Source organism: Pseudomonas sp. 21LCFQ02, assembly GCF_024129895.2.
In the GTDB taxonomy this organism is placed as follows: Bacteria; Pseudomonadota; Gammaproteobacteria; order Pseudomonadales; family Pseudomonadaceae; genus Aquipseudomonas.
Genome location: NZ_CM178749.1, coordinates 134602 through 158292 on the forward strand (window position 1 = coordinate 134602; position 23691 = coordinate 158292).

Genomic DNA, 23691 nt, shown 5'->3' on the forward strand with positions numbered 1-23691 from the left:
CCAGACCGATACGGCAGAAACAGCTTGTGGTGGCTGGACAAACCTACCAATCTTTCCTGGACGCTTCAGATCAGGAAGACCTCAGGCATGAAACCCGGCAAGCCCATCACCCGTGCGTTCTGCATCGAACTGCAGCAAGAGCTGACCATCGTCGATGCACGCCGGGAATATTTCTCCCAGGAACCGCCGCGCAAGCGCTTCGAATTCCTGTGCTCCAGTGAAGTGTGTAGGGCCCAGGGCGTGAAAGTCACCGGGGTGCGCTATGACGTCAAGCCCCAGGACAACCCTACCTTCGTGGCCGCACACTTTCGTGCCAACCCGCACCATCAGCATGATCTTGCTTGCGAGTGGGTCGATGACAGCGATGGCGCCCAAGAGCCCGATGTCAGCGAAAGCCCTGACCCGCAGGTGCGTTTGCGCCAGGCGCGGCGCAAGCTCGACGACAATATCGACGTGTTCGACCCCAGCCTCAAGCAGCCGCTCAAGGAGCCTTCTGGCGCCGTGCCAACCGGTAAAGCAGAGGACCGGCCAGCCGCGCCTGAACCCGTTGGCCAGGTCAAAGAACCTGCCACGCCGCGTTACAGCGAAACCCGCACCAGCAATCTGGAGCGATTGGTGGACTTCTACCGTCAGGCCCGGGCTGAATTGAGTGATGAGGATTTCAAGCAGTTGACCTTGCGCGTTGCCGGGCAAGGTGAAATCACCCTGCGCTCGTATTTCCGCCACATCAAGTACGCCCATGAAGGCGACAACAGTCGGGTGCTGTACGGCGGCGGGCTGGTCGATGACAAGCGATACGGCAAGGGCTTCAAGTTTCAGTTCTATGACCGCCTCGATGGCAAGCGGGTGACGTTGTATGTGTCACCGGCGCAGATGCAGGCCTATCGCTCCAGCCGCTACATCGAGGAGCTGCTCAGCCATGCCGCTGAGGTAAAGTTCTTCACGATCTATGCCTTGGGCACGCTGGTGAAAAGCCCGTCGGGCAAGAGCTTCAGCCTGGAGCTGGACGACTTGCGGCATCTGGCGATCATCCTCGGGCCGGCCAAAGAAGAGGCCAAGCCAGACGCCTGATAACGCCCAATAAAAAAGGGAAGCTTGCGCTTCCCTTTTTGCTACAGCCGGTTCAGCGACTCAGACCTTGACGATCCAGCCTGCTGGCGCCTCAACGTCACCGGACTGTACGCCGGTCAGCTCTTTGTAGAGACGCTGGGTGACCGGACCGACTTCGGTCTCGCTGTGGAATACATGCAGCTTGTCTTTATAGGAAATGCCACCGATTGGCGTGATCACCGCGGCAGTACCGCAGGCACCGGCTTCCTTGAACTGGTCGATCTTGTCGATGAACACGTCACCCTCTTCGACCGTCAGGCCCAGACGGCTGCTGGCCAGTTCCATCAGCGACAGACGGGTGATACCCGGCAGCACCGACGGCGAACGCGGGGTCACGAACTTGTTGTCAGCGGTGATGGCAAAGAAGTTGGCCGAGCCGACTTCTTCGATCTTCGAATGGGTCTGCGGGTCCAGGTAGATGCAATCGGCGAAGCTGTTCTTCTTGGCTTCGGAACCTGGCAGCAGGCTGGCAGCATAATTGCCGCCGACCTTGGCCGCACCGGTGCCCTGTGGGGCGGCACGGTCGTAGCCGGAGATCACGAAGTTGTTCGGCTTCAGGCCGCCTTTGAAGTAAGCGCCGACCGGAATGCAGAAGATCGAGAAGATGAATTCCGGCGCAGTGCGCACACCGATGTTGTCACCCACACCGATCACGAACGGACGCAGGTACAGCGCACCACCGGAGCCGTAAGGCGGGATGAAGTGCTCGTTGGCCTTGACGACCTGCTTGCAGGCCTCGATGAACATGTCGGTAGGAACTTGCGGCATCAACACCCGCGCACAGCTGCGCTGCATGCGTTGGGCGTTCTGGTCAGGACGGAACAGGTTGATCGAGCCATCCTTGCAGCGATAGGCCTTCAGGCCCTCGAAGCACTGCTGGCCGTAATGCAGGGCCGTGGAGCCTTCACTGATGTGCAGAACGTTGTCTTCGGTCAGCGAACCGGCTTGCCACTCACCGTTACGCCAGTAGGAAAGAAAGCGCTTATCGGTCTTGATGTAGTCGAAACCCAGCGTGTCCCAGTTGATGCTCACTTGACTCATAACGCCCTCTTTCATTTAGCAGACTGCCTGGACGAGTCAGGCCAATGCCGTATTCTGCCAGAACTTGCGGGTCTGTCGACATTCAGTCATAGCAGTTTGAATTGCGCACACTCAACCAACCGGTACTGCTTCGGCTGCCTTGCGCCGCCGGATATAGGTCAGGAAAGCCTGCAGGTCCGCGCTGCACAGGGTTCGCGCCACTGACTTGACCTCATCCACCGGCCAGTCCCACCAGGCAGCCTGGAGCAGTTCTTCGCGAACCTGCTCTTCGAAACGCCAGCGGATGAACTTGCACGGATTGCCGCCGACCACCGAGTAAGGCGGCACATCGCGGGTCACCATCGCGCCGGCCGCCACAATGGCGCCATGGCCGATGGTCACGCCGGACAGAATCACCGCATCGGCGCAGATCCAGCAGTCGCTGCCGATCACTACATCGCCCTTGCTGGGCGCGTAGTCCTTGATGTCTTCAAGCTTGTCGATCATCGCCGGAAACGGATACGTGGTCAGCCAGTCAGTACGGTGCTCGCCGCCCAGCAAAATCCGCACACCGTCGGCAATCGAGGTGTAGGAACCGACCTTCAGGACCGTGTCATCACCAAACTCCAGCACCTCGGGGATCCCGTAGGTGCCCACACCGACGGTATAACGCGGGTAGCGCAGCCTGATCTTTTCCGCCGACCTGTCCAGCTTGTCCATGCTGCGCAGGCGCTTTCTTGTTTTTCGTTCTTTGAGCAGTTCAAGGAATTTCATGGGGCTCCGGGGATCTTGAACACAACGCTTACCAATGTAGAACCAGACGCTTGAAACGTCGCCAGGTGGTGCGGTTCATGTGCTTGAGCGGGATCGAGCGCAGCAGGCTCCAGGCATGACGCTTGTCGGACACCACCGCATACTTGAGGGCCTTGTGCAGCGCTAACGTGCGGCCGTGCTGATACTCGGGGTGATCGCGATAAGGCTCAAGCGCTCTGAGGTCGGCATCGAGCAATACCCGGTATTTGCGCGACAGGTTGTTGGCATGCCGGCGGTAACGGGTGACAACCACCGGCAGGACGTCGATCCGATAGCCTTGCCGGGCAATGCGCAGGGTTATCTGGAAGTCCTGGACCTTGATCGCCGGGTCGTAGCCATCGGCTTCGCGCAACGCCTGCATGCGGTACAGCGCCGTGGGCGCACCGACCACCACCGCACCGCGGACGATCTCGTCGAAGTGCTGACGCTCGATGTAATCGCGGCTCTGCGATTTGATGTCGTTGCCAGCGCAGTCCATGTAGCTGATCAGCGCACCGACGCAGCCGACCTCGGGATGCTGGTCGAGGTACTCGGCGCGGATGCGCACTGAAGACGCCAGCATGATGTCGTCCAGGTCAGGGGTGGACACATAAGTGCCTTTGGCATGCTGCAGCCCGTGATTGAGCGCGGCACTGACGCCCTGATTGGCCTGGGTGTAGAGCTGGAAAGGATATTTGCCCTGCAAGGCTTGCAGCATGGCAATGCTGTTATCGCTGGAGCCGTCATCGACGATGATGACTTCGAAATTTTCGTAGTCTTGGGCGAAGATGCTGTCGATGGCAGCTTCAAGATACTGCTCGGCGTTGTAGCAGGGGGCGATGATCGAAACCAGAGGCGCCTGGGTAGCGGCCTGCTGCGGAGTGGAAGTCATGAGATCACTTTGTTCTTGGCACGCATACTGACAGCCTGATCAATCAGAGGCTGATTGTACCGGCACAACGTTAGCAACTTTTTACAAACCCGATACATGATGCGGCAATCGGTCGGTTTTTGCCATTGCGGCTGGCCAGGGCCCAAACAGCAGGCATAAAAAAACCCTGTTCAAGAACAGGGTTTTTTGTACCGCTCAGGCAAGCATCAGAACGCGTAGGTCACCAGAATCTCTTTGGTTACCTGAAAGTCCACCGACATCATCACGCTCAGCGCGGTGATGGTGACGATGGAGAACACGAACAGCTTGCGTGCCCAAACGGTGTCATCAGCAGCCTTGTAGCCTTTCCAGGCCATATACAGCCAGTACATGCCCAGACCGGCAGCGACCGCGAGGTAGTTCAGGCCGGCGTAGCCGCCAACCGTCAGCATCAGGGTCGCCACCAGAAACGCCAGGATGTACAGCAGGATATGGCGCTTGGTCACCAGGATGCCACGCTTGACCGGCAGAACCGGGATCTTCGCTGCACGATAGTCGTTGAAGCGGAAGATCGCGATGGCGTACGAGTGAGGCATTTGCCACAGGCTGAACATCACCAGCAGGGTCAACGCCGCAAAGTCGAAGTTGTTGCTCACTGCGCAGTAGCCGACCACCGGAGGCATTGCCCCCGACAGGCTACCGATCAGCGTGCCGTGAACCGACTTGCGCTTGAAGTACAGGCTGTACAGACCGACATAGATCACGAAACCGATCACTACCAGCAGTGCCGACAGCGGGTTGGCATAGGTATACAGCAGCCACACGCCCAGCGCACCGAGAACAGCTCCGTAGGCAAGGGCCAGTTTCAGGGACACAAGCCCCTGAACCAGAGCCCGCTCACGGGTGCGCTCCATGCGCTGGTCGATATCGCGGTCAATGCAGTTGTTGAATACGCAACCTGAAGCCACGACCAGGGAAGTACCGAGTACCGCCGCCAGAAACACGACGAAATCGATATCCCCCTTGGACGCCAGGAAAAAGCCACCTGCCACCGAAAGCACGTTACCGAAAATGATCCCCGGCTTGGTGATTTGGATAAAGTGCTTCAGTGACATCAGTATTTCCTCACTGCGCCATCATTTCGCGGTGGATGCTGAAGATGATCCACACCGACAGGCCCACCAGGAACACGATCACCAGCGCAGTGAAGACAAACGCCATCACGTTGTTGCGCTGAGCAGCCGAGAAGTCCAGGTGCAGGAAGTAGCGCAGGTGAACCAGGATCTGGATGATCGCGAACAGCATGATGATCCAGATAGTGGTGTCTTTCGGCAGAACCGGCGACATCACCAGGGCGAACGGAATGGCAGTCAGGATGATCGACAGCACGAAGCCGATGACATAGTCCTTGACCGAACCGTGACCCTGCTCGTCGTGGGAGTTATGCGAACTAGCCATTTACAGGGCCCCCAACAGGTAAACAATGGTGAACACGCCAATCCAGACCACGTCCAGGAAGTGCCAGAACAGGCTCAGGCAGCTCAGGCGGGTCTTGTTGGTGTTGGTCAGGCCCTTTTTCTGGACCTGATACATCATGATGCCCATCCAGATCAGACCGCTGGTCACGTGCAGACCGTGCAGACCTACCAGCGAGAAGAACGCCGACAGGAAGCCGCTGCGGCTAGGACCGTAGCCTTCGTGGATCAGGTGATGGAACTCGTAGACTTCCATCGCGATGAACGCTGCACCGCACACGAAAGTCACTGCCAGCCAGCGCAGGACACCACTCTTGTTACCTTTGTACAGCGCCAGCATGGCAAAGCCATAAGTGATGGAGCTGACCAGCAGGAACGCGGTTTCCACGGCCACGAACGGCAGCAGGAAGATGTCCTGGCCGGTCGGGCCGCCGGCGACGCTGTTCATCATCACGGCGTAGACCGCGAAGAACGATGCGAACAGCACGCAGTCGGTCATCAGATACAGCCAGAAGCCGTAGATCGTCATGCCACCACTGTCGTGGTGTTCGTCATGCCCGTGATCGTGGTCGTGACCATGGGCTCCGGAGTTGATAGCAATGTTCGACATGTTAGACCTGTTCCATCGAAGACTTGGCAGGAGTGTATGCACCTTGGGCCGCCAGGACCTTGTGATGCTCAGCTTCGATACGCGCAACTTCCTCGGCCGGGACCATGTAGCCCTGGTCATCACGTGCAGCGTGAGCAACGAAGACGGCGATGGTTGCTACCAGGCTCGCACCTACCAGCCACCAGATGTGCCAGATGAAGGCGAAACCGAACACGGTCAGCAGCAGACCCATGTACATGCCGGTCGCGGTGTTATTAGGCATGTGGATCGCCGAATACTTGGCCGGAACCTTGTAGGCAGTACCGTTGCGCTTGGCTTCGGTGAATGCGTCGATGTCATCAGCCTTCGGCAGTTCTGCGAAGTTGTAGAACGGCGGTGGCGACGAAGTGGACCATTCCAGGGTGTGGCCATTCCATGGGTCACCGGTCAGGTCGAGGTTCTTGTTGCGGTCGCGGATACTGACGAACAGCTGGATCAGTTGCGAAGCGATACCGGCAGCGATCAGGAACGCACCGAACAGAGCAACGTTCAGGTAGATGTTCCACTCAGGCATATCGGTCGCGTTCAGACGACGGGTCATGCCCAGGAAGCCCAGCGCGTACAGTGGCATGAAGGCCACGAAGAAGCCGCTCAGCCAGAACCAGAACGCAGCCTTGCCCCAGCCTTCGTGCAGCTTGAAGCCGAACGCTTTCGGGAACCAGAACGCGAAGCCTGCGATGTATCCGAATACCGCACCACCGATGATCACGTTGTGGAAGTGAGCGATAACGAACAGGCTGTTGTGCAGCACGAAGTCAGCGCCCGGGATGGCCAGCAGAACGCCGGTCATACCACCGATCGAGAAGGTGATCATGAAGCCCAGGGTCCACATGATCGGCGCGGTGAAGCGCAGACGGCCCTGATAGATGGTGAACAGCCAGTTGAACAGTTTCACACCGGTCGGGATGGCAATCAGCATGGTCGCCAGACCGAAGAAGGCGTTGACGCTGGCGCCCGCACCCATGGTGAAGAAGTGGTGCAGCCAGACCACGAAGCCCAGTACGCAGATACCGCCCGATGCGTAGATCATCGACTTGTGGCCGAACAGACGCTTGCCGGAGAAGGTCGAAACCACTTCCGAGAACACGCCGAACGCCGGCAGTACCAGGATGTAAACCTCAGGGTGACCCCAGGCCCAGAACAGGTTCACGTACATCATTGGGTTGCCGCCCAGTTCGTTCGTGAAAATGTGGAAGTCCAGGTAACGGTCGAGGGTCAGCAGCGCCAGACACGCAGTCAGAATCGGGAACGAAGCCACGATCAGGACGTTGGCGAAGGTGCAGGTCCAGGTGAAGATCGGCATGTCCATCAGCTTCATGCCAGGGGTGCGCATCTTCAGTACGGTAACCAGGAAGTTGACGCCTGTCAGCGTCGTACCCAACCCTGATAGCTGTAGTGCCCAGATGTAGTAGTCGACACCGACGCCAGGGCTGTATTGCAGCCCGGACAGAGGCGGATAGGCAACCCAGCCGGTCTTGGCGAACTCACCAACACCCAGAGAGATGTTGATCAGCAGCATGCCGGCGACCAGCAGCCAGAAGCTCAGCGAGTTCAGGAACGGGAAGGCAACGTCACGCGCACCGATCTGCAGTGGCAGAACGATGTTCATCAGGCCGGTGAAGAAAGGCATCGCCATGAAGATGATCATGATCACACCGTGAGCGGTGAAGATCTGGTCATAGTGTTCAGGCGGCAGGAAGCCTTCGGCGCCATTCTGCGCCATGGCCAATTGGGTACGCATCATGATTGCGTCGGCAAAACCGCGCAGCAGCATGACCATGGCGACGATGATGTACATCACGCCGATTTTCTTGTGGTCGACCGAAGTCAGCCACTCGGTCCACAGGTAACCCCACTTCTTGAAGTAGGTGATAGCGCCGGCCAGCGCCAGACCGCCAAGGGCGACCATGGCGAGGGTCACCATGACTATCGGCTCGTGGTACGGAATCGCTTCCAGACTTAATTTGCCTAACATTGTTTACTCCTCTGCCCCAGCAGCTGAATTCTTGCTGTTTTGCGCACCATCGGTACCGGTGACTTGCTTATCACGGATGCTTTGCTTGCTCGGCCCGTGGTTCATGCCCTCGTACTTGTCGATGATGACCTGGAACAGATCAGGGGTGACCGAGGAATAGAGTTCTACGGGGTGACGCTCGCTAGGTTTGAGCAAGGCTGCGTATTCAGCCGAGTCAAGCTGCTTTGGTGAATTCTTGACTTCCTTGATCCACGCCTGGTAATCGGCCTGGCTGGTCGAGATCGCCTTGAACTTCATGCCGGTGAAACCCGCGCCACTGTAGTTGGCGGAAATACCGTTGAACTCGTGATTCTCGTTGGCGATCAGGTGCAGCTTGGTGTGCATGCCCGCCATCGCATAGATCTGGCCGCCCAGACCCGGAATGAACAACGAGTTCATTACGCTGTCAGAGGTAACCTGGAAATTGATCGGCGTGTTGGCCGGGAAGACGATGTGGTTGACCGTGGCAATACCCTCTTCCGGGTAGATGAACAGCCATTTCCAGTCCAGCGACACCGCCTGGATGACCACCGGCTTGACCTCGGACTCCAGCGGACGGTAAGGGTCCAGCTTGTGGGTCGAGACGTAGGTGAAGTAGCCCAGGAAGATCAGCAGGATGATCGGCACGCCCCAGACCGCGACTTCGATCTTGGTGGAGTGCGACCAGTCAGGCGTGTACTTGGCAGCCTTGTTCGACGCGCGATATTTCCAGGCGAAGATGATGGTCATGAAAATGACCGGGATCACCACGATCAGCATCAGCAGCGTAGCGATAACGATCAGGTTGCGTTGCTCGATACCCACCTGCCCTTTCGGATCGAGCAGCGGAAAGCCATCACAACCACTGAGCAGAAGCATACTGAACAGGGCCAAGTAGCCAAAAAACCTGGGGTACCTATTTTTACTCATCTCACGACCTCTAAAAGCAGCTTTCGCGGTGCTGTTGGGTTTCGACCGCCAACACTTCACCCTGCCAGTGCCGGCATGTTTTTTTGAATTGAACAAGGGCCTGCCAGAACGCGGTAGCGAAACGACAAATCCGGTTTAACTTGGATTCTTATCTTGAACGGCTGGAGATCACCTGCCAGGCAGAATAATCACCTTAAGCGCGGCCATTCAGTGCGCTTGGAGGCCAGCGTTGCGCGGCTAATTCAGAGTACGAGCAGCGCTCCCGGCCTCAAAACAGCTAATCGCCAAGCCAGGCTGGACGATAACTGCGGGCGATTGTAGATACGTAAGTTTTTATTGACTATGCCTTATTCTGCAACAGTTAATCTCAGAATCGGTAACAATTGCAAATTTTTGTTGTCCCGATCATGAAAAATGCCTCGTTCTACGAGGCATTTCTAAACTAAAGCCCTTGTAAACCTTGAGGTTTACGCCGGTTACGTACGATCCCCAGAGGGACCAGTATCGCAGTAAGCACGAATGCTACCAGAGCCCACTGCGCCAGCGACAGTCCCAGAACCGGCGGATAAGGTGTGGAGCAGAAGCCGCTGACCTGAAAGCCTAGGGGAAACATCGACGCCAGGGGGAGTCCGTCGACGATCGGTTGCAGGGTGTCGATTCCACAGCTTACCGCCGGGTTGGCCAGTACCCAGACGTGCCGGCCAGCCGCCGCAATGCCGCCTATTGCGCTGAGCACCACCAGCGCTTCGAACAGGGTCGTGCTGCGCCGGCCGGGCATGGCCGCGCCGATGAAGGCGAACAGCGCGATCAGCAGCAGCGCGTAGCGCTGCAGGATGCACAGCGGGCAAGGCGCCTCGCCCAATACGATCTGCATGTACAGCGCGCCGCCGATCAGCGACAGGCAGATGATTCCCAGCAAGACCAGAAAGCGCTTTTCGCGCTTCAGGTACAACATGTTGTCGCTCATTCACATACCTTTTCAGTTGTTAGGCCACGGCTGCCAAGCGCTCTGGGGCGCCCTGGAACAGCCGATGATCGGGGGCAGGCGCCCGAGACTCAAGGCCCGGGCCGCCATACGGGAAGATTTGCCGTCCGGATGGTCGCCGCCCTGCGCCTAAGGCACCCGTGTGGCAGACCAGCCGGCCGATAACGAATTCCTTCCTTATATATAGAAGGCTGCGTCCTTTTGTCGCACGAGCATTTGCCTGGCAAGCCATTGCGGTGAATTGTCACACCCCACGGCAAGCTCGAAAAACTGTGCGCATTTGCCGCAGCCAAACCTGGCTGGATAACCATGCGCCCTATTGTCGCACGCGCTTCTATATATAGAAGGATGCGACCATTTGCCACACGGCACCGGTCCGATATTTGACGTCAATAAAGTCCAACTGCCACTATAGGTTCCATGCGCCTGCGCTTCTACGGCAAAATGCCAAACCGTGAAACGCCTCTCAGGCCAGATCGCTGCGGGCGACTATTCTCTAACAGAGCTCAAGAGGGTCGCTGGATCATAACGTCAAGACCCGCATCGTTCGACGATATCCATTTGCCATAAGGTTCCTATGTCCACCAAGCACGCCCGTGCAGATTCTCTCTCGCTGCTGTTGTTCACCTTGCGCAGCGGCAAGCTGATGGCAATCAACCTGTTGAAGGTCAGCGAGATCATTCCCTGCCCGGCCCTGACCCATCTGCCCGAATCCCACCCGCACGTAAAAGGCGTAGCCACGTTGCGCGGAGCATCGCTGTCGGTCATCGACCTGAGCCGGGCCATTGGCGAGCGGCCATTGGCCGATCCGGATGCCGGCTGCCTGATCGTCACCGATGTGAGCCGCAGCAAACAGGGCCTGCACGTCCAGGCGGTGAGCAAGATCGTCCACTGCCTGACCACCGACATCCGCCCGCCACCCTACGGCTCCAGCCGTCACTCTTTCATCACCGGCGTCACCCAGGTCGATGGCGTACTGGTTCAGGTGCTCGATATCGAGAAGGTCATCCATGGCATCGCACCGGCGCAGATCGTCGTCGAGCCCGATCAACTGACCACTCATGAAGTCGAACTGCTCGGCACGGTACAAATTCTGGTGGTCGACGACAGCCAGGTCGCCTTGCAGCAGTCGATCATCACCCTGCGCAATATCGGTATCGAATGCCGCACCGCGCGCAGTGCCAGAGAGGCCATTGATGTGCTGCTGGAACTCAAAGGCACCTCTGGCGAAATCAACGTACTGATCTCCGACATCGAGATGTCAGAGATGGACGGTTATGCACTGACCCGTACCCTGCGTGAAACGCCAGACTTCTCTGACCTGTACATCCTGCTGCACACCTCGCTGGACAGCGCGATGAACAGCGAGAAAGCCAGGATTGCCGGGGCCGATGCGGTGTTGACCAAGTTCTCTTCGCCCGAACTGACCCGCTGCGTACTGGAAGCGGCCCGCACCGTGAATGCCCGCTGAGCACTGCGCCCGGCCAGCCGACGAAACCTTGCTCGGGCAATCCAGTCTAACGCCCATTGCCAATGAGCCTGGATGGATGCCATGAGAACCGTTGTGTTGTTACTTGCGACCCTGACCTGTGGGGTGAGCCAGGTCCAGGCCTCAAGTCCTGATGCCTGGCAACAGCTGGACAAGACCGAACGAGCCGCCTGCCTGAAGACAAGCCAGTTGCAAGACGTCAAAGTGCTGGGCAAACAGGCCCGTTTCGACGATCAGGTTGGTTATGACGCCCTGCTGCTGCAAGGTCGCTATCCACAGAAGCACATGAACAATCGCAAAGGCCTGGAGCTGTGCCTGTATCACCGCCAGTCCGGCGAGGCCACAGTCACTGAGTGGGATAGCGTCGAGAAGCGCTGACAGGCGCTGGCATATAACTTGCCTCATTCATTGCCAACCAAAGGTTGAGCGTACATGCCTGCACGCTCAGCCCAAACGCTGGTATGGACGACTCCTGGCGCGATGAATACCCGATTTTCCTGCGTCGGCTGCGGCAAGTGCTGCACTGACCACCATGTCCCTTTGACCCTCAGCGAAGCCCGGCAGTGGGCTGCTGACGGCGGTGCCCTGATCGTCCTGACTGAAGGTTTTCTCGACAACGGCTATGGAGTTGACCAAGCGCAGTGGCAGCACGCCACGCGCCGCTCGATTCTGGTCAACAGCGGCGCTGCCCGAGCGTATATAGCCATCACCTTCGCGGCCTATAACGTCGGACCTTGCCGGAATCTTGACGCGCAGCAGCTGTGCCGCATCTATGAGCGCCGGCCACTGGTGTGCCGTATCTACCCAATGGAGATCAACCCGCATATTCCGTTGCGTCCACACACCAAGGATTGTCCGCCGCACGCCTGGCAACAGGGCCCGGAGCTGATTGTCGGCAATACCCTGGCCGACCCGCAGTTGCTTGCCCTGATCGAACAATCCCGCCAGGCCGACCGCGATGACATTGCAGCCAAACGCACCGTGTGCCAGCAGTTGGGGATCGATACCACGGCGCTCAAGGGCAACGGGTTCGTCGCTTATCTACCGGAGATGTCCGCTTTTAGCGCAGCCCTCGAAGCGGTTCACAGCGCCGATGCAGTCGAGCAGACAGCGGCCGAGTGGCGCTTTCATGTCGCCGGCCAACAGGTCAGCGACACCTTGCAACAGGCCGGCGCCCGGCTGGCCGCGCCCGAAACGCCGCCTTACCTGTTCATACCTCTGGCAACCTGAGTGCGTTGTCCGCCGCAGTCATTTGTAATACAAATCGATCATCACCTCAGCGGCAAACGGTCCCGGCACCGGCCGCGGTGTCTGCCAGATCAGTTGTGCATCGAAATCGACCTGGCTGGAGGGGGTTCCCTGCAACAGGTCGGTCAGGTGAAACGACTCGTTGTAGCGTAACGGCTGACCGTCGGCGGCCCGCACGATGCGAATCCCCAGTGAGGCATTGTTACCCGGCACCAGCAAGTCCTGCACCAGGCTGCCGGTGACCGGGCGAAACCGCGCATCGAGGCTGAACGGCGAATCACAGCTGCGATTGGTCGACAGGGAAAACGATCGCTGATCGAAGACCTTGCCGACCACCACTTGCTTGATCGGCAGCTCGCCGAACTCCAGGCTGGCCGGGTAAACCTGCAATTGCGCATCGCAGGCAATGAAGCGCAGCCCGGTCAGATTGTTCAGCACATAACTGAGGCTATTGCCCGCCCCGCTCTGCGGACCACTCTGCGCGCCGAGCTGAAACACCCGGTAGTCCGGAATGTCTGCCGGCACGCCGGAGACCGGCGTCGCACCGAACTTCTGCACAAATACCGAGAAAGCCAGGTTGAAACGGACCCTGGGGCAGGCCTCTATGTTGGAGTCGCCTTCGTGGCAGACCGGTAATACCTGACCGGTGGCGATTCGCCCGGAAAAGTAATCGGCACCGCCCACACTCAACCCCACGCGAATCCCTTGGCCGACGTTCAGGTTATCGGGGTTCAAATGCACGAACACTTCCTGGGCCACCGCCTGCAGGTCTTCGCGGGCACATTCGATCAGGACGCTTTGGCGTTCGGAACGCCAGACCACCTCGCCATGCGGCAAGGACTCGGGAATCGCCACGGTACTGCCCAGATCGCCGCGCAGAACCGGCGCGCCGGAGCCCTGCACGCTGCACACCAGAGCAAAACAGGACGCCGGGCTGAGCAACGCCAGCAGGACAACGGCACGCAAGCGCCGCGCAGCAAAGAGAGAATCGGACATCAGCAGTCTCCTGCCATCAATGGAGTATCCAGCAGCCGCGCACTGAAGGCGGCCTGGCCGGTCGGTTGTGCGCAGTAGTCACGCCGACCGCCGTAGTCAGTCAGCGCCTTGAAGGTCAATTGGCGAGCTACGTGCGGCGGCGTCGGCCAGTCGAAGCGTTGCCCCGGTGCGAGCAACAGGTAGTCGCGCACCGCGCGGCCATCGAGTTGCAGATCCAGCAGCGCCACATGAAAAGCCGTGGGGTTGCTAACCTGCAGACGTGCTCTGCCCGCCACCTCATGGCTGAGTGACCAGCGCAATGCGGCGGGCGCCAGCGCCGGGTCGCCGGGCAAACCGGGCGGACGATGGAATACGTTGATCCGCTGGCGCACCGCGATACTCAATTGCTGCCCGGCCTCGGAACGCTGTGGTATCTCCAGAACATAGAGATGGACCAATGACTCACGGTCTGTCGGCATGCCCTGGCCCTGATACAACACCCGTAATTGTTGCCGCCCCAGGCCAGGCAGACGCAGCAGCGCCGGGGTCACGACGAAAGGTAACGGGCGGTCTGAGGCAACAGCCGCTTCATCGCTGCTGCCCGGCAGCGCCAGCCAGGCTTGCAGCAGCACCTCCTGGTCGCTGCGGTTGTGTGCCTCGATACTCACCTCGTTACCTGCACCAAGGATCAACCGTGTGCCGAGCAGCGAAACCGTGGCCTGGGCAGGCACCATCGCGCACAGGCCCAACAGCGCCAGCCAGCGTTTGAGGTTCATTGGCAGACCACCTTGACTCGCTCATAAGCGCGCTGTGCATCGCGGGCCGGCAAGCTGAACGGCGCCGCGCAACGCTGGGTCGACCAGCGCACATACAAGGTGCCGCTGTCCTGTTCGCTGAGCACCAACGCCTGGCTGGTCGGGTCGACAGTCGCCAGCGTCCTGCCCTGCCCGTCCTCGACCGTGGCGCCCAGCGGCAGGCGACTGCCATCGGCGCGCAGCAGTTCGAACTGCACACGGCGCCCGAGTGCGGCCTTGAAACGCAGCACCGGCACCGCACCGCGAGTCGGCACCAGTTGCCCGATGGCATTGTCCAGATCGACATCGGCACCCAACTGGCGGGTGTCCAGATTGACCCAGTTGGTGCGGTACGGCTGGGCATAGGGCAGAACCGCATAACCGTTGCCTGAGGTTTCGACCTGACGCCAGGACGCCAGGCTGGCGCCGCTGACCTGCGGGACTTCAATCAGCGCAAAGGTTTCGCCCAGCGCCTGCCCAAGGTTGAGCCCACCGGCATGCGCCACCAGCGAGCCGCTGGCGCCCAGCAGCAGGCTGCGGTAATCGCGGCCCTGACTGTAGCCGGCCTCAAAGCGGCCATAGGGTTTGAGGGTGTTGACCTTGGCGGACCCAAAGCTGCCGGAACGGCTGTCATGCCCGGCCTGCACCGAGTAGAACGTGTCGCGTTCCTCCAGCACTTGACCATAAACCCCGGCCTGGGTGTTGTACTCGCCCTGGCTGTCGCGCAACGCATTGAACGACAAGCGCGATGCGCGGGCGCTATCGCCCAGCGGCAGCGTCACACTGAGCGAAAGCCGATTGTCGTCACGCCCCTCGCCAAAGCGGCTCCATGCCTGGGTCCGTTCCAGCGACAGGCTGTAACTGAGGTTGCGCCACACCGAGTTCCACGCCAGATAAGCCTGGCGAGTCTTGCCCGGCAGGTTCCAGTAACGCTGCTCCGAAGCCGTCAGGCTCAGGCTGGCGGTGAGCTGCGGCAGGGTCTGGGTCAGGTTGACCTCCAGCCGGTCTCTGGCCCGGCCCACCAGCGCAATGCCGGTGCGCTCGTCCAGTTCCTCAACGTGCTGCCCGAGGCTGCGGTAATGCTCGGTGCTATAGCGATAACCGGCCACCGCCAGGGTCGTCGCGGTGGCTTCCAGAGTATTGGCATAACGCACCCGCAGGCTGTGGCCCTGACGCTGTTGGTCGTGCACCTGACTGGCCGAATGAGTCAGGTCAGCCGACACCGCGCCCAGTGGCGTATTGACGCCCGCGCCAAGATTGACGGCACGGTAATCTTCGGCCCACTGCACACCGCCAAAACCGGTGATCGCGTCATTCACGCCGTAGATCCACGCCGCGCCGAGAAAATTCGGCGCCTGCTCTGCGCCATCGTAGTTATCCACTTGCCCGCCACTCAAGCTGTAGCGAAACGCTCCGCTGGGCAGCATGATCGGCAGCGAGGCATAGGCTTGAGTGAAGCTGCGGCGGCGTCCGTCAGCCTCGATGATGGTCACCTGCAAGTCGCCGTTGGAGCCGCTGGGGTAGATATCGCTGATCTCGAAAGGCCCTGGCGAGACGTTGCCGCTGTACAGCAAAAAGCCGCTCTGGCGCACTTCGACTGTGGCGTTGCTCTCTGCGGTACCGCGGATGACCGGCGCATAGACGCGCTCGCTATCAGGCAGCATGCCGTCATCGGACACCAGCGCTGCGCCCTTGAAACGCACGCTGTCGAAAACCTGTCCTTCACTGAAGGTTTCGCCCAGGCTCAACTGGCTCTTGAGCGAGGTGATATCGCGCTGGGCAAAGGTCCGGTTGCTACGAAACCGGTAAGGCTGATCGCTGCCATGCACCATTGATGACTCGTTACGCAGCCGCCAGGCCCCCAGGTTCAGACCGTTGCGCAAGCCCAGATACTGTTGTTCGCTGCGCTGACCACGCTGGCTGCGCGCGGCGGCATTGAAGGTGTAATTGACGAACCCGACGGTTTCGCCCTGATCCCATAGCTGTGGCGATACATAACCGCGACTGCTGCGCGCCATCAATGCCTGGGGCACGCTGATGTTCAGGCGCAGCGCACCCGGCTGGTAGTCGATACGGGCAAACTCGACCTGGCCGCTCAGGTCATAGCAGGCTTGCTCCCGCGCTTGCCGCGACTCCTGGTCCGCCGGCAACTTCTGCAGGTCCAGACCGAAGTCACTGAGCATCTGCAGGGTCAGGCAGGGCTCGACGCGACCGCTGCGCGGGCTGCGCACGAACTGAACGTCGCGCCGCCCGCTCAGGGCGCGATTGACGTGAATATCGACCCGATAAGTACCGGGCAGCACGGTGCTGGAGCGCAAAAATTCTTCGAGGTCCGGCGGCTGGTCACTGCCTTGGATGAACGCGGTGTTGAAACGCCCCGCTTTGGTGTCCCCTTGGGGTTGCGCCGCCCAGGCACTGAACGACAGGCTCAGGCCCAGCCCGAAGCCGATCGGCAACGGATGGTGTGACAAAGACAGCCCGGCGACAGACCTGGCCAGGCGTTTGACCGGGCCGCGCAGCGCCCGGGTTCTGAATCCCTTGTTATTCTGTGTGAGCCATTCCATTAGCTGTTGTTCACTCTGCTTCAAGATAACCGGTGCGTCGCACTTCCCTGTTCGGCAACGAACACATGACAACCGAGCACTCGCAGACATCGAGGCTCAGCGAATAGGCAGCCCCATGGCCGCCGCTAACGAGATTCGAATTTGCTGGCCTGGACGCTCTCCCCACCCTGCAAGCTGGCGTGGTAAGTCTCCTGCCCGCCGAAATCATTGATGCTGATAAAGCCCAACTCCAGCGGCTGGCTGCCGGAACGCGATTTGAGCGGCAAACGCCAGCGTTGCTGCGGCGCGAGCATCCGGCTGTCCTGGTTGACCAGCGCCTTGCTGCCCTGGCGTACGCGGATGTTCAACATCGAAACGTGAAAAGGGCCGGGGTTGAACACCTCCAGCGCATCCTGCCCGATCAGTTGCCATTGCAGATTCTGCGCGGCCAACAGCGGATCGCCGCGCAGACCGGCCGGACGAAAAAACAGCTTGATACGCTGGCGGATGGCAATTTGCAGGGTATTTTCAGCGGCGCTACGGGGAATCTCCTGAACGTTGAGCCACAGCACTGATTCGCGCTCGGTGGGCAGCCCGCTGCCGGAATAAATCACCCGCAGCAATTGCTTGCCATCACCGGGCAACGGCGCCAGCGCCGGGGTGACGATAAACGGCAGATCACTGAGGCCGGTCTGCGGGGTATTCACCGCAGGGTCATACGGCTCCAGCCAGGACTGCACGAGAATCTCGCCGGCGCCACTGTTGTGCACACCGAAACTGACCTCCTTGTCCTGGCCCTGATAGATGACCCGCGTGGTATTGAGCACGATGCCCGCCTGGGCGTTGCCCAGACACAGCAGGCCGGCGAGCAGCAGCGCGCCGCGCGAAAAAGAGAAGAACATGCTGACGGTTGCCTCGGTCAGGAAACGGCAGGGCGACCTGCATCGCCCCGCCAGTGACATCACTCGTAGTCCAGCACGAAAGGCATGAAGCCATCTGCGTTGCCCGGATTGGTCGCCGTGCCGTTGAGCACGTACACCGCTGCGAAGTCGAGCTGCGCCGTGGCGCCACCGACGCCATCCTTGACCAGCGGCTTGTCGATGGTCTCGGTACCGGAAAGGTCCATCAGTACACTGGAGCCGTTGATCAGACCAATGCCCACCCCATCGGCCGCGCCGGTGGTACGCAGCAAGGTCTGGTCGTTGTTGTCCAGGCCGCTGCCGTTGCGCGCGGCAAAGCGCATTTTGACGGTGTTGTACTGGTCAGCACCGGCACTGCAGTTGATCAGCAACTGGATCGGCGTTGCCGTCTGTAGCTTGCTTTCACCTGACAGACCGATATCGGCAAACGACACATTGCCCAGATCAACATTGATTTCACCCGGCGCGGTGCCCGGGCTGACGCCCGTACCTGGCCCCACATCGCAAGTCATATTGGTCAGGGTACCGTTGAACACCAGCTTGCCGTTATTGGCAGCATTGGCTGTGCCTGTAAGACCCAGACCCAAAGCACCCCATACAGCCAGAGTCAAAGACAGTTTTTTCATGCTAACAACATTCCTTGTGTTATGGGTGTCACTGAACATACAGAGTATGCTCAGCGACACCCCTTATTCGTGTTCGCCCGCTAGTGGACGGCGCTCACTATAAGCCCCCACAACCTTATTAGCTGTCAGTTGCGTTCCTTGGGTTTGGAAGAACATTCTCTTGAGCTTGAACTCCGTTTCCGTAGGACAATTCCAGGACTCTCTGCAGGCCGCCAATAGCAAGGCGCTCGACAAACAAGCGGTGATAAACCTCGCACTAACCTCTGCAGCATGCTGGTTTTTGAAAGTGGCCAGCAGGCTATTGATAGGTAACGGTCAGCACCCCCCGAGATTCGGAAACCCGCTGTGAGTCCGGCTCAGCAAGGGGCTGAAAGTGGGTACTCACAGGCACCGCCTGGGCCATACAGGCATTGGCGACAACGCCCGCCTCGACCTCCCGCCCCGGACGCACCGGCACACGCCGGGTATGCTCAACCAGATGAGCCGCGAGTGCGGCGTCGACTTCACACGTAGGGTTAACCACTTGACCACGAAAACCCAGAACACCCTGTTGTGCATAAACCTTAACAGCCCCCAGCGACAGTAAAACCATCATGACTGATCGCGCCAACTGCCTTTTGAAGCTACCTGAAACTGTCGTGTCGGGTTGCATGATCCTGCTCCGTCTTGTCGGGTTCACCCCATGAAGTAAAGTTGAACACCCCCCCGCCCGCCACATAAATAAAGAAAATTCTGTAGGACTTTTCCGCAGCAATTAATGCAATGTAACTTACAGTTTTATTGCTTTAAGCATGCAGCTTTTAGTTCAGTCAAAACCTGTACCGCCATGAACTTAAAGCTTCTGAACGGAAAAAACCGGCACTGCTTCACAGCAAACGGCTTTGCTGACATTTCTGACAGGTAGCCGTCATTCTGCTGACCGGGTTGGCAGGTTATAAGAAACCCCTGATCATGCCGTCTGACCACTGACTTTCCTGGCGTCCTCCCCGACATGCGTAAATCGACCCGAACCGTACTGGCTGTTGCCGTCCTGGCTGCGCTGGGCAGCAGCGCCTGGCTGTTGACCCGCCCTGGCGCCGTAAGCAAACCGCCGCTGGCCGCCGTACCGGTCAAAGTCATCGACCTCAAGGCCGAGGACGTACCGCTGTTCGTGACCGGCATCGGCACCGTGCAGTCGTTGCAAAGCGTGGTGATCCGACCACAGGTCGATGGCATCCTTACCCGCGTGCTGGTCAAGGAAGGCCAACAGGTCAAGGCCGGCGATCTGCTGGCGACCCTCGACGACCGGGCGATTCGCGCCGCGCAAGAACAGGCCAGGGCGCAACTGGCACAGAGTCAGGCGCAGCTCGATGTCGCCCGCCTGGACCTCAAGCGCTACCGCGACCTGAGCCAGGACAACGGCATCTCGCGGCAGACCCTCGACCAGCAGCAGGCGCAGGTCTTCCAGCTCGAAGCCACGGTGCAGGCCAACAAGGCCACACTTGAAGCGGCCCAGGTGCAGTTGTCCTATACCCGCATCCAGTCACCGGTCACTGGCCGGGTCGGGATTCGCAACGTCGATGAAGGCAACTTCCTGCGGGTCAGCGACGCCAACGGGCTGTTTTCCGTGACCCAGATCGACCCGGTCGCGGTGGAGTTCGCCCTGCCGCAACAGATGCTGCCGACCCTGCAAGGGCTGATTGCCAGTGATTCGCGCGCCCCGGTGCAGGCCTGGCTGGGCGACGATCAGAACGGCACCCTGCTGGGCCAGGGCAAGCTGAGCCTGATCGATAACCAGGTCTCGCCCAGCACCGGGACCATTCGGGCCAAGGCACGCTTCGACAACCCTCATCAATCGCTATGGCCGGGCCAGCTGGTCACGGTGAAAATCCAGACCGATGTGGCCCGCGATGCGCTCAAGGTGCCGCCGCAAGTGGTGCAGCGCGGCCTGGAGCAGCATTATGTGTTCCGCATCCGCGACAACAAGGCTGAAGTGGTTCCGGTCAAGGTCCTGTTCCAGAGCAGCGACATGACCCTGATCAGCGGCGCCAGCCCCGGTGACGTGCTGGTCCAGGACGGCCAGTCACGGCTCAAGGCAGGCACCCGGGTCGACGCCAGCGCCGCCCAGCCGCAGTCGCTGAATACCGTGCAGGCGGCGGTGCAGCCATGAGCGACAGCCCAACCCGCCATCAGCGTTCACTCTCGGCCTGGTGCATCGATCACCCGGTCGCCACCTTGCTGCTGACCTTCGCCCTGGTATTGCTGGGCCTGATCGCCTTCACCCGGCTGCCGGTCGCGCCGCTGCCGGAAGCCGAATTCCCCACCATTCAGGTCAGCGCCCAATTGCCGGGCGCCAGCCCGCAGACCATGGCCTCCTCGGTGGCCACCCCGCTGGAAGTGCAGTTCAGCGCGATCCCCGGCATGACCCAGATGACCTCCAGCAGTGCGCTGGGCTCGACCAGCCTGACCTTGCAGTTCGCCCTGACCAAGAGCATCGACACCGCAGCCCAGGAAGTTCAGGCGGCGATCAACACCGCAGCCGGACGCCTGCCGGCCGACATGCCCAACCTGCCGACCTGGCGCAAGGTCAACCCGGCCGACAGCCCGGTACTGATCCTCAGTGTCAGCTCCGGGCTGATGTCCGGCACCGAACTGAGCGACTTGGCCGAGACGCTGCTGGCCCGCCAGCTCAGCCAGATTGAAGGCGTCGGCCAGGTGTCGGTGTCTGGCCAGCAGCGCCCGGCCATTCGCGTCCAGGCCGCGCCGGAAAAGCTCGCCGCCCTCGGCCTGACCCTGGCCGACATTCGTCAGGCGGTGCAGCAGACCAGCCTTAACCTGGCCAAGGGCGCGCTGTATGGCAAAGACAGCGTTTCGACCCTGTCGGCCAACGACCAGTTGTTCGACCCTGAAGATTACGCGCAACTGATCGTCGCCTACCGCAACGGTGCGCCGGTTTACCTCAAGGACGTGGCGAAGGTGGTGCATGGTGCCGAGAACGCCTATGTCCAGGCCTGGTCCGGTCAGCAGCCCGGCCTGAGCCTGGTGGTGTTCCGCCAGCCGGGTGCCAATATCGTCGAGACCGTCGACCGGGTGCTGGGCCAGTTGCCGCGCCTGACCGCGATGCTGCCGGCCTCGGTGGAGGTGTCGGTGCTCAATGACCGTACCCGCACCATCCGCGCCTCGCTGCATGAAGTGGAACTGACCCTGGGCATTGCAGTGCTGCTGGTGGTCGCGGTGATGGCGCTGTTTCTGCGCCAGTGGTCAGCGACCCTGATCGTCACCAGCGTGCTGGCCGTGTCGCTGATCGCCAGTTGCGCCCTGATGTACCTGTTCGGCTTCAGCCTCAATAACCTGACCCTGGTGGCAATCGTGATTGCCGTGGGTTTTGTGGTCGACGATGCCATTGTGGTGGTGGAGAACATCCACCGCCATCTGGAAGCCGGCGAAGGCATGCGCGAAGCGGCCATCAAGGGCTCGGGGGAAATCGGCTTCACCGTGGTGTCGATCAGCTTCTCGCTGGTTGCCGCGTTCATTCCGCTGCTGTTCATGGGCGGGGTGGTAGGCCGGTTGTTCAAGGAGTTTGCCCTGACCGCCACCGCGACCATTCTGATTTCCGTGGTGGTGTCGCTGACGCTGGCACCGACCCTGGCAGCGTTGTTCATGCGCGCGCCCAGCCACGATCAACACAGCAAGCCGGGGTTTGGCGAACGCCTGCTGAGCCTCTACGAACGCGGCCTGCGCAAGGCGCTGGCTCATCAGCGCATCACCCTTGGGGTATTCGGCCTGACCGTGGCCCTGGCGGTGGTCGGCTACGTGCTGATTCCCAAGGGTTTCTTTCCGGTGCAGGACACCGGCATGGTGTTGGGCACCACCGATGCGGCCGGTGATATCTCTTATCCCGACATGGTCGCCAAGCATAAAGAACTGGCCAGAATCGTCAGCGCCGACCCGGCGGTCCAGGCGTTCTCGCATTCGGTGGGTGCCTCGGGCAGCAACCAGACCCTGGCCAGCGGGCGCTTCTGGATTTCCCTCAAGCCGCGTGGCGAACGCGATGTATCGGCCAGCCAGTTCATTGATCGGATTCGCCCGCAACTGACCAGAGTGCCCGGCATCGTCATGTACCTGCGCGCCGGCCAGGACATCAACCTCAGCCCTGGCCCCAGCCGCAGCCAGTACCAATACGTGCTCAAGAGCAACGATGGCGAACAGCTCAACCTGTGGACCCAGCGCCTGACCGAAAAGCTGCGGGAAAACCCGGCATTGCGCGACCTGTCCAACGACTTGCAACTGGGCGGCAGCATCACTCACATCGACATCGACCGGCGTGCAGCGGCGCGCTTCGGGCTGACCACTGCCGACGTCGACCAGGCCCTTTATGATGCCTTCGGTCAGCGCCAGATCAGCGAGTTCCAGACCGACACCAACCAGTACAAGGTGATTCTTGAACTCGATGCCCGGCAACGTGGCCGCGCTGAAAGCCTGAGCTACTTCTACCTGCGCTCACCGCTGACCGACGAGATGGTGCCGCTGTCTGCCGTGGCCAGTGTCGGTGCGCCGGTGATGGGGCCGTTGTCGATCAGCCATGACGGCATGTTCCCGGCCGCCAACCTGTCATTCAACCTGGCCCCCGGTATCGCGCTGGGCGATGCGGTGCGCATGGTTGAGCAGGCCAAGGCCGAAATCGACATGCCGACCTCGATCATCGGCACTTTCCAGGGCGCCGCGCAGGCGTTCCAGAGTTCGCTGGCCAACCAGCCGTGGCTGATCCTCGCCGCGCTGGTGGCGGTGTACATCATTCTCGGGGTGCTTTACGAGAGTTTCGTCCACCCGCTGACGATCATCTCCACGCTACCCTCGGCGGGGATTGGCGCGCTGCTGCTGTTGTGGATGTTGGGCCATGACTTCTCGATCATGGCGTTGATTGGCGTGGTGCTGCTGATTGGTATCGTCAAGAAGAACGGCATCCTGCTGGTCGACTTTGCCCTGGAGGCGCAGCGCAATCAGGGCCTTTCGCCGCACGATGCGATTTACACCGCCTGCCTGACGCGCTTTCGGCCGATCATGATGACCACCCTGGCCGCCTTGTTCGGTGCCCTGCCGCTGATGTTCGGGTTTGGCGCCGGTGCCGAGTTGCGCCAGCCGCTGGGGATCGCGGTGGTCGGTGGACTGCTGCTCAGCCAGGTGCTGACCCTGTTCACCACCCCGGTGATCTACCTGCAACTCGAACGCGTGTTCCACCGCCGCCAGAACGCCCCGGCCACTGGCCAGGCGCTTCACACCTGAGAGGTTGCG

The 23691-nt window shown here is 60.3% G+C and carries 21 protein-coding genes; 6 read left to right on the plus strand and 15 right to left on the minus strand.

What is annotated here, in order from left to right; translation table 11 throughout:
* The first annotated feature begins 87 nt into the window (after positions 1 to 87).
* Positions 88 to 1071: an ATPase gene (locus tag NJC40_RS00645; RefSeq protein WP_253142664.1), complete on the plus strand. Its 984-nt coding sequence runs from the start codon at positions 88 to 90 to the stop codon at positions 1069 to 1071.
* A gap of 60 nt (positions 1072 to 1131) precedes the next feature.
* On the opposite strand, the gene NJC40_RS00650 is transcribed toward NJC40_RS00645, so the two are convergent.
* The 9 genes from NJC40_RS00650 to NJC40_RS00690 form a co-directional block, all read right to left on the minus strand.
* Entirely contained in the window at positions 1132 to 2151 is a 1020-nt protein-coding gene (locus NJC40_RS00650; protein ID WP_253111835.1) for a branched-chain amino acid aminotransferase, read from the minus strand.
* A 111-nt stretch (positions 2152 to 2262) separates the two neighbouring features.
* Positions 2263 to 2904: a CatB-related O-acetyltransferase gene (locus NJC40_RS00655; protein WP_045482760.1), complete on the minus strand. Its 642-nt coding sequence runs from the start codon at positions 2902 to 2904 to the stop codon at positions 2263 to 2265.
* 28 nt (positions 2905 to 2932) lie between these two features.
* Entirely contained in the window at positions 2933 to 3814 is an 882-nt protein-coding gene (locus NJC40_RS00660) for a glycosyltransferase family 2 protein (protein ID WP_253142665.1), read from the minus strand.
* Positions 3815 to 4020: 206 nt separating this feature from the next.
* A complete protein-coding gene (gene cyoE, locus NJC40_RS00665; RefSeq protein ID WP_045482766.1) occupies positions 4021 to 4908 on the minus strand; it encodes a heme o synthase in 888 nt (295 codons plus the stop codon).
* 10 nt (positions 4909 to 4918) lie between these two features.
* Complete coding sequence (gene cyoD, locus NJC40_RS00670) at positions 4919 to 5251, minus strand: cytochrome o ubiquinol oxidase subunit IV (RefSeq protein WP_045482769.1); 333 nt, start codon at positions 5249 to 5251, stop codon at positions 4919 to 4921.
* Entirely contained in the window at positions 5252 to 5878 is a 627-nt protein-coding gene (cyoC, locus tag NJC40_RS00675; RefSeq protein ID WP_045482772.1) for a cytochrome o ubiquinol oxidase subunit III, read from the minus strand. It abuts the gene before it with no gap.
* Between the two features lies 1 nt (position 5879).
* A complete protein-coding gene (gene cyoB / locus NJC40_RS00680; protein WP_045482774.1) occupies positions 5880 to 7892 on the minus strand; it encodes a cytochrome o ubiquinol oxidase subunit I in 2013 nt (670 codons plus the stop codon).
* Positions 7893 to 7895: 3 nt separating this feature from the next.
* Positions 7896 to 8840: a ubiquinol oxidase subunit II gene (gene cyoA, locus NJC40_RS00685; RefSeq protein WP_045482777.1), complete on the minus strand. Its 945-nt coding sequence runs from the start codon at positions 8838 to 8840 to the stop codon at positions 7896 to 7898.
* A gap of 442 nt (positions 8841 to 9282) precedes the next feature.
* Complete coding sequence (locus tag NJC40_RS00690) at positions 9283 to 9807, minus strand: disulfide bond formation protein B (protein ID WP_045482780.1); 525 nt, start codon at positions 9805 to 9807, stop codon at positions 9283 to 9285.
* Positions 9808 to 10402: 595 nt separating this feature from the next.
* Here NJC40_RS00690 and NJC40_RS00695 point away from each other — a divergent pair.
* The 3 genes from NJC40_RS00695 (at position 10403) to NJC40_RS00705 (ending at position 12544) form a co-directional block, all read left to right on the plus strand.
* A complete protein-coding gene (locus NJC40_RS00695; RefSeq protein ID WP_253142666.1) occupies positions 10403 to 11296 on the plus strand; it encodes a chemotaxis protein in 894 nt (297 codons plus the stop codon).
* An 81-nt stretch (positions 11297 to 11377) separates the two neighbouring features.
* Entirely contained in the window at positions 11378 to 11692 is a 315-nt protein-coding gene (locus NJC40_RS00700) for a hypothetical protein (RefSeq protein WP_253111829.1), read from the plus strand.
* 102 nt (positions 11693 to 11794) lie between these two features.
* Entirely contained in the window at positions 11795 to 12544 is a 750-nt protein-coding gene (locus tag NJC40_RS00705; protein ID WP_253142686.1) for a YkgJ family cysteine cluster protein, read from the plus strand.
* Positions 12545 to 12562: 18 nt separating this feature from the next.
* Here the strand turns inward: NJC40_RS00705 and NJC40_RS00710 are convergent, their stop codons facing one another.
* From NJC40_RS00710 to NJC40_RS00735, 6 genes are all read right to left on the minus strand, one after another.
* Entirely contained in the window at positions 12563 to 13558 is a 996-nt protein-coding gene (locus NJC40_RS00710; protein WP_253142667.1) for a fimbrial protein, read from the minus strand.
* Entirely contained in the window at positions 13558 to 14313 is a 756-nt protein-coding gene (locus NJC40_RS00715) for a fimbrial biogenesis chaperone (protein ID WP_253142668.1), read from the minus strand. The genes NJC40_RS00710 and NJC40_RS00715 overlap by 1 nt, the downstream gene beginning before the upstream one ends.
* Positions 14310 to 16895 carry a fimbria/pilus outer membrane usher protein gene (locus NJC40_RS00720; RefSeq protein WP_290447768.1) on the minus strand — a complete coding sequence of 862 codons (2586 nt, stop codon included), beginning with the start codon at positions 16893 to 16895 and terminating at the stop codon, positions 14310 to 14312. Before NJC40_RS00720 ends, NJC40_RS00715 begins: the two co-directional genes overlap by 4 nt.
* A gap of 125 nt (positions 16896 to 17020) precedes the next feature.
* A complete protein-coding gene (locus NJC40_RS00725; RefSeq protein ID WP_253142669.1) occupies positions 17021 to 17776 on the minus strand; it encodes a fimbrial biogenesis chaperone in 756 nt (251 codons plus the stop codon).
* 59 nt (positions 17777 to 17835) lie between these two features.
* Positions 17836 to 18420: a fimbrial protein gene (locus NJC40_RS00730; protein WP_253142670.1), complete on the minus strand. Its 585-nt coding sequence runs from the start codon at positions 18418 to 18420 to the stop codon at positions 17836 to 17838.
* A 298-nt stretch (positions 18421 to 18718) separates the two neighbouring features.
* Positions 18719 to 19072 (minus strand): hypothetical protein, encoded by a 354-nt coding sequence (locus NJC40_RS00735; RefSeq protein WP_253142671.1) that lies wholly within the window; start codon positions 19070 to 19072, stop codon positions 18719 to 18721.
* 339 nt (positions 19073 to 19411) lie between these two features.
* Between NJC40_RS00735 and NJC40_RS00740 the strand changes: the two genes are divergently transcribed.
* On the plus strand, positions 19412 to 20569 hold the full coding sequence (locus tag NJC40_RS00740; protein WP_253142672.1) for an efflux RND transporter periplasmic adaptor subunit: 1158 nt from the start codon (positions 19412 to 19414) through the stop codon (positions 20567 to 20569).
* Complete coding sequence (locus NJC40_RS00745) at positions 20566 to 23682, plus strand: multidrug efflux RND transporter permease subunit (RefSeq protein ID WP_253142673.1); 3117 nt, start codon at positions 20566 to 20568, stop codon at positions 23680 to 23682. The genes NJC40_RS00740 and NJC40_RS00745 overlap by 4 nt, the downstream gene beginning before the upstream one ends.
* Positions 23683 to 23691: the final 9 nt, after the last annotated feature.